Source organism: Streptomyces sp. NPDC059668, from assembly GCF_042734135.1.
Lineage (GTDB): Bacteria > Actinomycetota > Actinomycetes > Streptomycetales > Streptomycetaceae > Streptomyces.
On the sequence record NZ_JBHWEL010000001.1, the window covers coordinates 430,404 to 440,223 of the forward strand.

General features: G+C 72.0%; 9 protein-coding genes. 3 read left to right on the forward strand and 6 right to left on the reverse strand.

Translation table 11 applies throughout. From position 1 onward, the window contains the following. Nucleotides 1–258: 258 nt before the first annotated feature. Nucleotides 259–1,908 carry a sigma-70 family RNA polymerase sigma factor gene (locus ACFV2J_RS01910; RefSeq protein ID WP_385436942.1) on the forward strand — a complete coding sequence of 550 codons (1,650 nt, stop codon included), beginning with the start codon at nucleotides 259–261 and terminating at the stop codon, nucleotides 1,906–1,908. 605 nt (nucleotides 1,909–2,513) lie between these two features. Beyond that, a complete protein-coding gene (locus ACFV2J_RS01915; protein ID WP_385436944.1) occupies nucleotides 2,514–3,002 on the forward strand; it encodes a hypothetical protein in 489 nt (162 codons plus the stop codon). A gap of 190 nt (nucleotides 3,003–3,192) precedes the next feature. Here ACFV2J_RS01915 and ACFV2J_RS01920 read toward each other — a convergent pair whose 3' ends face one another. The 6 genes from ACFV2J_RS01920 to ACFV2J_RS01945 all read right to left on the reverse strand — a co-directional run bounded on the left by ACFV2J_RS01920 (nucleotide 3,193) and on the right by ACFV2J_RS01945 (nucleotide 9,088). After that, nucleotides 3,193–4,515, reverse strand: a complete 1,323-nt coding sequence (locus tag ACFV2J_RS01920; protein ID WP_385436946.1) for a GAF domain-containing SpoIIE family protein phosphatase — start codon at nucleotides 4,513–4,515, stop codon at nucleotides 3,193–3,195. A 115-nt stretch (nucleotides 4,516–4,630) separates the two neighbouring features. Continuing rightward, nucleotides 4,631–4,990, reverse strand: a complete 360-nt coding sequence (locus ACFV2J_RS01925; protein ID WP_385097510.1) for an STAS domain-containing protein — start codon at nucleotides 4,988–4,990, stop codon at nucleotides 4,631–4,633. A gap of 139 nt (nucleotides 4,991–5,129) precedes the next feature. Beyond that, nucleotides 5,130–6,545, reverse strand: a complete 1,416-nt coding sequence (locus ACFV2J_RS01930; protein ID WP_385436948.1) for a hypothetical protein — start codon at nucleotides 6,543–6,545, stop codon at nucleotides 5,130–5,132. Next, a complete protein-coding gene (locus tag ACFV2J_RS01935) occupies nucleotides 6,542–7,768 on the reverse strand; it encodes a glycosyltransferase (RefSeq protein WP_385096971.1) in 1,227 nt (408 codons plus the stop codon). Before ACFV2J_RS01935 ends, ACFV2J_RS01930 begins: the two co-directional genes overlap by 4 nt. 277 nt (nucleotides 7,769–8,045) lie before the next feature. Beyond that, nucleotides 8,046–8,573: a hypothetical protein gene (locus ACFV2J_RS01940; protein ID WP_385436950.1), complete on the reverse strand. Its 528-nt coding sequence runs from the start codon at nucleotides 8,571–8,573 to the stop codon at nucleotides 8,046–8,048. Between the two features lie 8 nt (nucleotides 8,574–8,581). Further along, nucleotides 8,582–9,088, reverse strand: coding sequence for a SigE family RNA polymerase sigma factor (locus tag ACFV2J_RS01945; protein WP_385096965.1), 507 nt, complete (start codon nucleotides 9,086–9,088; stop codon nucleotides 8,582–8,584). Between the two features lie 213 nt (nucleotides 9,089–9,301). On the opposite strand from ACFV2J_RS01945, the gene ACFV2J_RS01950 reads away from it, so the two are divergent. Continuing rightward, nucleotides 9,302–9,739: an Rrf2 family transcriptional regulator gene (locus ACFV2J_RS01950; protein ID WP_385096968.1), complete on the forward strand. Its 438-nt coding sequence runs from the start codon at nucleotides 9,302–9,304 to the stop codon at nucleotides 9,737–9,739. The last annotated feature ends 81 nt before the right edge of the window (nucleotides 9,740–9,820 follow it).

Below are 9,820 nucleotides of genomic sequence, written 5' to 3' on the forward strand. Positions count from 1 at the left end.
CGAGGGGCGGCCGCCCCCCCCGCCCACCCCCCCCCCCCCATATTACCGCATTTTCCGGGGGGGGCGGCCCCCAGCGTGGGCGCCCCGGCACTCACGCGTTCCGCCCCTCCGCGATGTGACGAGCTCCATTGCGTTTCCCGGGCGCAACGGTGAGTCTCTCCCGGAACGATTCTCCGAAGAACTGTTATCCGAGGCTCACCGAGCGGTCTCCCAGGTATCGGACAGCATCGTTCGGCGTCGAGGACAGGGAAGCGTTTGATGAGCACACGGAACACGGTGGACGAGGCGGCACTGGTGACCGCTGCCCGAAGCGGCGACCCGCAGGCTCAGGACGCCCTGGTCGGCGCGTACCTCCCGCTGGTCTACAACATCGTGGGCCGGGCTCTGAACGGCTCCGTCGACGTGGACGACGTCGTGCAGGAGACCATGCTCCGTGCCCTGGACGCGCTGGGACGTCTGCGGAATCCCGAGAACTTCCGCTCCTGGCTCGTGGCGATCGCGATGAACCAGGTTCGCAGTCACTGGCAGGACCGACAGTTCACCCCGGGAACCGTGGAGGACACCAAGGACGTCGCCGACCCGGGTGCCGACTTCGTGGACCTGACCTTGGTGCGGCTGCAGTTGTCCGGCCAGCGCCAGGAGACCGCGCGCGCCACCCGCTGGCTCGAACCGGACGACCGGGCGCTGCTGTCGCTGTGGTGGCTGGAGTGCACCGGCGAACTCACCCGGACCGAGGTCGCCGCCGCGCTGGAGGTGTCACCGCAGCACACGGCGGTCCGCGTGCAGCGGATGAAGGCACAACTGGAGGCCGCGCGTGTGGTCGTGCGGGCGCTCGACGCGCGGCCGCCGTGCGAGGAACTGCGCGGGGTGCTGGCCTCCTGGGACGCTCGGCCCTCGGCGCTGTGGCGCAAGCGAATAGCGCGGCACGCCCGCGGATGCGCACGCTGCTCCGGCCTGTGGAGCGGACTGATGCCCGCGGAGGGGCTGCTGGCCGGCCTGGCCCTCGTGGCGGCGTCGCCCGCCCTGCTGGAGAGAGTGCGCTCCGCCCACGGCGGTATGGCTCCGGCCGGCTCGGCATCGCCGCTCGACGCGTCCGGCGCCTCCGCCGGACCGGGCGCACGGGCCCGCCACCGTGCCGCCGGCCGCGCGGGAACCTCCCGTGGCGAGGCCCGCCGGCGCCGGCGCGTCCGGCGCCGCGCGGTCGGTGGTGCGGTCGTGGCCGCCTGCGTGGCCGGCGGCGGTCTCTGGTACTTCGGTTCGGACTCCGGGAACGGGGGAGGCGGAGGGAACGCCGCGCAGACCGCCGACGACCACGTCGTGGGCCTCTCGGCGTCCGGCACCCCCGAGGCCACCCCGTCGGCCTCACCGTCCCCGTCGACGTCCGTGTCACCGTCCGTGCCGGCGTCGAAGAAGGCGAGCCCCTCCAAGTCCCCGTCCGCCACGAAGAAGAGTGTGCCGACGCCCCGGAGATCCGCATCGCCCGCCAAGGCTTCGGCCAGTGCCCCGAAGGCGGCGGCGGCTCCGACGACCACCGTCGGGCAGGTGGTCGCGCTGGTGAACAAGGAGCGCGCGACGGCCGGCTGCGGTCCGCTCACCGAGGACGCGCAGTTGGAGAAGGCCGCGCAGGCGCACTCCGAGGACATGGACGCCCGAAACTTCTTCGAACACACCAACCCGGACGGCGCCGACCCCGGGCAGCGCATCACCGCGGCGGGCTACCGCTGGTCCACGTACGGCGAGAACATCGCCCAGGGTCAGCAGACGCCGGAGGCGGTGATGGAGTCGTGGATGAACAGCCCCGGTCACCGCGCGAACATACTCAACTGCTCGTTCAAGAACATCGGCGTGGGCGTCCACAACGGGTCCGGAGGTCCTTGGTGGACACAGGACTTCGGCGCGAAGCTGTGAACGGATCCGCATCCGTGCGGGGGCTCGTTCGGTTCCGGCGCCGCGCCCGTCCGCGCTTCTCGTAGGCGGCGCCGTGGATCCCGTCGACTGCGGGCCGGGTCTGGGCGAGCCGGACGAGAAGTGCGGCGCCCGCTCGCAGTTGGCGGCGTCGACGGCACCGACGGGTGCGCGGGCTCGGCCTGCCGGGGCCCAACCTCCCTGCCATGGAGGCGAGTCGGGACATCGACGCCCGTGATCCCACCGAACTCGGCGAGGTCTCGTGGACGCTTCGCGCGGGAGGCCGACCGGTTCAGCTCGCCAACGGCCCCCGCCGCCGGCTCTGCTCCGGTCCGTCCCGCGGCCGTGTCGGCGGCGGCCCGGTCCCGGCCGCGGCGGACGCCGTCGAGGTGCCCGGCCGGGCACCACGAGGCGTCAGATGCGCACGTCAGAGGCCCTTTTGGGTGGGTGTCAGGTGGGCCCGGCACGCCGGGCGACGTGGGTACCCGCGTCCATTCGGGTGGTGCTGTGAAACTCCCGCGTGTCCGATATGGCAGATAAAGCGATTATCGGTACGTTCTCTCATAGATCGGCTGCTTGGCCGACGTCTCAGAGATTGGGAAAGTGACATGACCACGCGCAACATTGCCGTGACGGCCGCTGCTGCGGCTGCTACGGCCCTCGTCGCCACGGGCGTCACCTACGCCTCGGCCGCCGCGGCTCCTGAGGCCGCCCCCGTCGTCAAGCAGGTTGCTCCCATGGGTGGCGACAGCGGGCAGTCGAAGGGCAACGAAGGAGGTGGCGGTGGCGACCGTGGTGGCCGTGGCCACTACGAGGGCCACATCGACTTCAACGAGCGTACGTACTCCGCCCAGAGCTGGGGCTGCATCACCGTGATCAGCGGCCTCGGTTCCCGTAGCTTCAACGTCCGCAACGACAGCCACAAGACCGTCGAGGTCTTCCGCGGCGCGACCTGCGACAACGGCTCGCCCGTCGCCACGGTCGGCCCGTGGAGCACCAGCAACGGTGTCATGCCCTTCCGCGTCCACGGTGGCGTGAAGGTCAAGAACGGCGTCGTGGGCAGCTTCCGCGTCGTCGAGAACCACCACCGCTGGTAGTAGTGGCGTCACCGCACCGCATGGAGAACCCGGCCCGCTGCAATCGGGCCGGGTTCTCCGGCATGTGGTGCTGCCCCACCCATGCCCACGCCGCGGAGAATTGAACATCTGGGGCGCGGGCCGGCTCCGCCGCGCCCGCCGCCCCTGGGCGGACCTCGGCCCGGGGGCGGATACCGAAGGCGCGTGGCCCTCAGGCCGTGGGTGGGACGCGGAGCGCGAGCAGGGCGGTGTCGTCGCTGGCCCAGCCGCCCGTGTGCTCGGCGAGGACCTGGCCGAGATGACGGACGGTCTCGGTGGCGTCGGCACCGTGGGTCGCGGCCAGCGCGGCGGCGAGGTCGTCCTCGTCGAAGAGGGGGCGGACCCCGTTGGGGGCGGCGGCGCGCGGACGGGCCTCGGTGGCGCCGTCGGTGTAGAGCAACAGGGTGTCTCCGGCGGCGAGGCGGAAGCGGACGTCGGTGAGACGGACCTCGGGCAGGACGCCCAGGAGTGTTCCCGGCCGGCCGACCGACTGGACGCGGCCGTCGCGGCGGCGGACGAGGGCCGGAGGATGCCCGGCCGTGCACAGCCGTCCGGCGAGGCCGCCGGCGGTGAGCCGGAAGGTGGCGTACACCGCGGTGAGGAACCGGCCGCCGCCGACACGCTGGTCCAGCAACGCGGAGTTCAGATGGGTGAGCACCGTGGCCGGGGAGAGCTGCTGGGTGGCCTCCGCGCGCAGGGTGTAGCGGGCCAGGGCGGTGACCTTGGCGGCCTCGGTGCCCTTGCCGCAGACGTCGCCCATGACGGTGCACCACCAGGAGCCCTTGGCACGGAAGAGGTCGTAGAAATCGCCGACGACCTCCGTGCCGCCGGCGGCGGGCAGGTACGACGCGGCGGTGTCCAGGCCGGGAACGGGCCGGAGCACGGGCGGCAGCAGACTGTCCTGGAGGCTGCGGGCGAGTTCGCTGGAGGCCGCCAGCGCCTGCTGCGCGGATGCCAGGGACTGACGCAGGTTCATCTCGTTGCTGACCGAACGGGCCATCGTCCCGATCATGGCGAGTTCCTGCGGCTTCCAGACATGCGGGTTCTCGTCGATCACGCACATGCTCCCCAGAACCTCCCCGCCGGGTCCCAGGATCGGGTGGCCGGCCCAGGCCCCGATCTTCATCGGTGCCACCGAGGGATGGTCGCGGGTGCGCGGATCCACTGCCGCGTCCTCGACCGCGAACGAGGCACCCTCCAGGCCGACCAGGAAGTAGCAGAAGCTGTCCCGCACGCCGTTCTGCCGCTCGTCGGTCCGTGGGGCGTCCACGCCGACGCACGCCTTCCAGAACGAGCGCCGGTCGTCGACCAGGGTGATGAACGCGCGGCCGCAGCCGGTCACGGTCGCCGCCATCTGTGCCAGGCTCTCGAACTCCGGCTCCGGTCCGGTGTCCATCAGACCCGTCGCGGCCACCGCCGCCAGCCGAGCCGGATCCGACAACGCCGTCGGCAGACCGTCGGCGCGCACTCCGCCCGGGAACGTCACACCCGGCATCCCCGCACGCCTCCAGAATTCCGTGGTCCTGTCGCAAAGATAGCGGGCGTCGTCGGTGCGACGGTCCCGGTGCGGGTCGATCCGACCGGCTGACTCCGCCGCCCCCCACGGGCGTTCAGTCCGGCAGGTGCGCCAGGGCGGTGGTGAGGTCGGGCTGGACATCGAAGCACTCGACCGTACCCGTGACGTCCATACGCTGGTGGAACTGCCTGCTCAGGGGGCCCACGAGGATCAGGGCGCCGTTCTCCCGGGCGGCGAGCAGATGCCCCAGCAGATGTTCGTCGCCGAAGGTGAGACCGGCCAGGTCCACGATCACCGGACGGCCGGACCCGGCTGCCTCACCGAAGATCTCCTCCAGCTTCCCGGAGCTCGTCAGATCGGCGCATCCCCGCAGGAGCACCACGAACGCCCGGGGCGTCTCGTACCGGGTGGTGATCGCCACCAGTTCATCCGAGGCCGCGGGGGAGGTGTCCATACGTCCAGCATCTCACCCGCGTCCCTCGGCGGGTCGCACGGGATTCCCCGGCATTCCCGTGGCCGTCGACCGGCCGTCGACCGGCCGTCGGTCCGGTCCGGCTCGGCCCGGACCGGTGGTGGCCTCCCCGCAACGCCGTTTACGGCACGCCGAGTTCGAACAGGACGTATCCCGCGTACGAGCCGGAGGCGAACGCGGCGATTCCGAGGACGGTGCACAGCACCGGTGTACTGAGCCGGCGCATGCCGACGGCGCACGGGATGAACAGGGGGAAGGCCGGGAGCAGGTAACGCGAGACGTTGCCGAAGATCTGCTGGCTTCCCAGGACGAGCGCGATCGTCACAAGGGTGTGGACGACGAGGACCGGCGGCGGACGGAGCCGTAGCAGCAACGGGATGACGAACAGGGCCAGCAGGACCGTGCCCACGCCGATGAGGTCCTCGTAGGGATCGGCGAAGAGGTAGTCGAAGTGGCCCACCGGCAGGGAGGTGAACACGTCCCAAGTCTGCTTGCCGTAGTCGAACTTGTGGGCCCAGGCGCCCTCCTGCAGCTTGAAGTACCCGCTGTGGTCGCCCATCCGGTACCCCACCCAGCCGAGGTAGCCGACCAGCCCGAGCGGGGCGATCGCCACGGCGGCGAGTGGGCGCAGGACCGTGCCCCGGCGTCCCCTTCCGTCCGGACCGGGGACGCCGCCCCAGCGGCGGCTCTCCCGCCATTGCCGGTGCACGGCCGACAGCGCGGCGACGGCGAGCGCCGCGATCAGCGCGGTGGCCGTCGGGCGGGTCAGACCCGCGGCGCAGGTCAGAAGGCCGGCAGTGAGCCAGTACCGGCGCATGACGGCGTAGCAGGCCCAGGCCGCGAGGGCGACGTAGAGCGACTCCGAATAGACCGTCCACTCCATGCCGGAACCGGGCCACACGGCCCAGAGCCCGGCGGCGGCGAGCCCGGCCCGGCGCCCGCCGACGCGCGCGGATACGGCGTGGATCGCCAGGGCGGCGACGAACGAGGCGACCACCGAGACCAGTAGGCCGGCGCCGAACAGCCCCAGGCCGGTGCACGAGGAGAACAGCCGCATCAGAGCCGGGTACAGCGGGAAGAACGCCGCCGAATTGCCCTCGAGCGTGATCAGGCCGGTGGCACCGGGCACCGGGACGAGCGCCGGGTGGTAGCCGTGTGCGGCGATCTGCTGGTACCACCAGCCGTCCCAGGTGGCCAGGACGTCCCACACGTGGGCGCCGCCGCCGAAGCGGGGGTTCTTCCGGCGGAAGTCCCCGGAGGAGTCGAGCAGATACATGAAGACGCAGAAGCCGACGAGCTTGAGCGCACCGTACAGCGCGAGCGCCGGACCGTGACGCCGCGCCGACCGGCGCAGCCGCTCCCACCGTTGCGGAACGACGGAGGCGACGGGTGCGACGGGGGCAACGGGGGCGAGGGCGGGGGAGGGGACAGAGGTCGGAGCGATGCCGTACGACGGTCGTGGGGCGGGTGAACGGCCCTCGGCACAGGGCCGGTTGCCCTCGTACGACGGAGACTTCGCGAGGCGCGGGTCGGTCATCGGACCTCGACTCCCGTCCTGCCGCCGCTGGGCGAGGCGGTGAACACCCAGGCCCGCAGGAGCAGGAAGCGCAGCAGCGTCGCGACCAGGTTGGCGACGACCAGCACCACGACCTCCGTGGGCCGCCCGGGGCCCGGAGCCCAGCGGTGCAGCGCGACGAGCGACCCGCTGGTGAGCGCCAGGCCGAGGCCGAAGACCGCCAGCCCCCTGGCCTGTTGGCGCAGTGCACCGCCGCGCCCGCGCAGCCCGAAGGTGAGCCGCCGGTTCGCGGCCGTGTTCGCGACGGCGCAGAGCAGGAGCGCCCACGCGTTGGCACCCTGTGGACCCGCGACCGGACGCAGGGCCACGTACAGCAGGACGTAAACGACCGTGCTCGCCACGCCCACGGCGCCGAACCGCGCCAACTGGGCGAGCGGTGAGTCCGTCGGGTCACCGCCGGTGGCGCGCCGCAGCCCCGCGGTCGGGAGCGTGCCACGGGCCAGCGCCCCGCCGATCCTGGCGATGCCGCGCAGGTCCGCCACGGCCGTGGGGATCAGGTCGACCCGGCTGTCGGGGTCGTCCACCCAGTCGACGGGTACCTCGTGGATGCGCAGTCCGGCCCGCTCGGCGATCACCAGCAGCTCCGTGTCGAAGAACCATTCCGAGTCCTCCACCAGGGGGAGCAGCCGCTCGGCGACATCACGCCGGACCGCCTTGAAACCGCACTGCGCGTCGGAGAAGCCGACGGCCAGGGTGGACCGCAACAGGGCGTTGTAACAACGGGAGATGATCTCCCGTTTGGGACCGCGCACCACCCGGGAGCCACGGGCCAGCCGGGTGCCGATGGCCACGTCGGAGTGGCCGGAGATCAGCGGAGCGACCAGCGGAAGCAGCGCCGACAGTTCGGTGGACAGGTCCACGTCCAGGTAGGCCAGGACCGGGGCCCGTGACCGCGACCAGGCGACGCGCAGAGCCCGTCCGCGCCCCTTCTCGGCCAGCCGTATCCACTCGGTCTCCGGGAGTTCGGCGGCCAGCCGGGCCGCGATCCGCGGCGTGGCGTCGGTGCTGGCGTTGTCGGCGACGGTGATGCGGAACGGGTAGGGGAACGTCTCGCGCAGGTGTGCGTGCAGCCGCCGCACGCTCGGCTCCAGGTCCCTCTCCTCGTTGAACACGGGGACGACCACGTCCAGGACGGGTTCCGGGTGGTCCGCGGGCAGCGGCACACGGAGCGGCAGTCTGTCCATGGGCAGTCCTGTCGAGAGGTTCGAGAGGTCAGTCGGGGCGGCCCACATGGCATTGGTCATGGTTCGTCCTGGTCTGTGAGTCGTCGCAGGGCATCCCGAAGACGCTCACGGCGGAGTTGTCGGTCACGGAGCGCGGCTGCGGGCGGAACAGGGGATGGGGGCGGAACAGGAGATGAGGGGTGCGGGCCGGGGAAATCCGCGGCGGAGGGGCAGAGGCGGAGGTTTCCGCGCCTGAGGAGCGGGGACCGCGTACGGCCCGGCGGTGGGTGAGCGGCGGTTACCCGGTGTCGGTCGCGTCGGCGGACGAGGACGACTCGACGGCCGTCGTCGGCGGCGGGGGCGGCGTGATGCTCTCGCTCGGCGTCGACGACGCGCTGGGCGGCGGCCCGCTGGTCGTGGTCCTGGTGGGATCGGAGCCGACCGAGGTCGAACCGCCGGAGGAGGACGGTGCCGTGGGCGGGAGGGAGCTGCTCGCGGTGCCGTCCGGAGCGGTGGTGACCGACCCGGTCGGAGTGCCGCTGGGGGGCTGGGGCGGGGTCGGGGTCGGTGAGCTCTCCTGAGAAGGACGGCCGGTCATGGGCAGCGGGGCCTGGGGCCGGTCGCTCTCCGAGGTGTGCGGCAGCAGGAACAGACCGGCGCTGAGCCCGGCGACCGCGACCACGGAGCCCACCGCCTTCTGCGCGGAGCGGACCCGGCGGCGGGCGCGGATCCGGGTCGTGAGGCGGTCCTTCTGCGGCGGCTCGAAGGCGGTGTGCTCCTCGGCGTCGCGCATCATCCGCGCCAACTCCCGTTCGAAGTGATCCATGTTTCCCTTCACTCCACCGGTTCGATGACGACGGCCAGGATCTGGCGCAGGCGCGCCACACCGCGTGACGCGTGGGACCGGGCGGTGCCCAGCGGGCAGCCCAGGACCTCCGCGACCTGTTTCTCGGGCAGGTCCTGGTAGTAGCGCAGCACCACGGCGGCCCTCTGCCGGGGCGGCAGTTGGGCGAGGGCCGTCTCCAGCCGCGACCGTTCCACCACGGTGGCGGACTCGTCCCCGACCTGCGCCAGGTCGGGCAGCTCGTCCACGGGGCGCTCACCCCACCAGCGTCTGCGGGCCGAGCGGGCGGCGGCGCGGGCCAGGATCTTGCGTACGTACGCCTCGGGTGCCTCGTCCGCGATCCGCGGCCAGACGAACCAGAGCTTGACCAGGGCCTCCTGAAGGAGGTCCTCGGCTCGGTGCCGGTCACCTCCGCAGAGCAGGCGTGCGAGGTGGAACAACGCCGACCAGCGGGCCGCGACGAATCCGTCGAAACCCTCGGCTCCAGCCTGTTGCATCCGCACCGTCCCCGCCCTTGCCAGCCTCGTACACCTGGTGAAAGACGTCGGTGAGCACCTCACTATGCACTTCCCGCACGTGACGCCGGTCACGTCGGGCGAGGGGGCCGCGGTGCGGGCGGGGGAGCGTCGGCACGGTCGGGCGTTCTGCCACCGTCCACCCCTGGCGCGATGTAACATTGTGGGTTACATGGATGGAGGAGTGGTCCGAGGGTGAGTGCGAACAGCAGGCTTACGGTCGCGGTGCACGTACTGACGTGGATGGTGCTCGACCGGCAGGGCGGGAACGAAGTCGCCACGTCCGAGCGCATCGCGAGCAGCGTCAACACCAATCCCGTCGTGATCCGGCGCTGCCTCGGCGATCTGCGGAGGGCCGGACTGGTGGAGGCCCGGCGGGGTACCGGCGCCGGCTGGGTCGTCACGCGGGAGCCGGAGACGGTCACCCTGCTGGACGTGTACGAGGCTCTGGACGAGGGTGGTGTGTTCGGGATGCACAACAGCGAACCGAACCAGTCCTGTCCGGTCGGCTTCGGTATCCGGCCCACGCTGCGACACGTCTACGACGACGTGGAGGACACCATGCGCAAGCAGTTGGCCGCCACCACCATCGCCGACGTACTGAGGGACGTGCTGGCCCAGGAACGCGCGTAGCGCGCCTCGCGCCCCGGGCTGCCCTCCCGCCGAGTGCCGTCGTGACACGCCGCAATGCGCGAGCCCGGCCCGGTGACGGGC

Excerpts from the sequence above, each read along its gene's own strand:
- ACFV2J_RS01910 (WP_385436942.1), top strand. The coding sequence starts at position 259 with ATGAGCACACGGAACACGGTGGACGAGGCGGCACTGGTGACCGCTGCC.
- ACFV2J_RS01915 (WP_385436944.1), top strand. The coding sequence starts at position 2,514 with ATGACCACGCGCAACATTGCCGTGACGGCCGCTGCTGCGGCTGCTACG.
- ACFV2J_RS01940 (WP_385436950.1), bottom strand. The coding sequence starts at position 8,573 with ATGGATCACTTCGAACGGGAGTTGGCGCGGATGATGCGCGACGCCGAG.
- ACFV2J_RS01935 (WP_385096971.1), bottom strand. The coding sequence starts at position 7,768 with ATGGACAGACTGCCGCTCCGTGTGCCGCTGCCCGCGGACCACCCGGAA.
- ACFV2J_RS01920 (WP_385436946.1), bottom strand. The coding sequence starts at position 4,515 with ATGCCGGGTGTGACGTTCCCGGGCGGAGTGCGCGCCGACGGTCTGCCG.
- ACFV2J_RS01930 (WP_385436948.1), bottom strand. The coding sequence starts at position 6,545 with ATGACCGACCCGCGCCTCGCGAAGTCTCCGTCGTACGAGGGCAACCGG.
- ACFV2J_RS01945 (WP_385096965.1), bottom strand. The coding sequence starts at position 9,088 with ATGCAACAGGCTGGAGCCGAGGGTTTCGACGGATTCGTCGCGGCCCGC.
- ACFV2J_RS01925 (WP_385097510.1), bottom strand. The coding sequence starts at position 4,990 with ATGGACACCTCCCCCGCGGCCTCGGATGAACTGGTGGCGATCACCACC.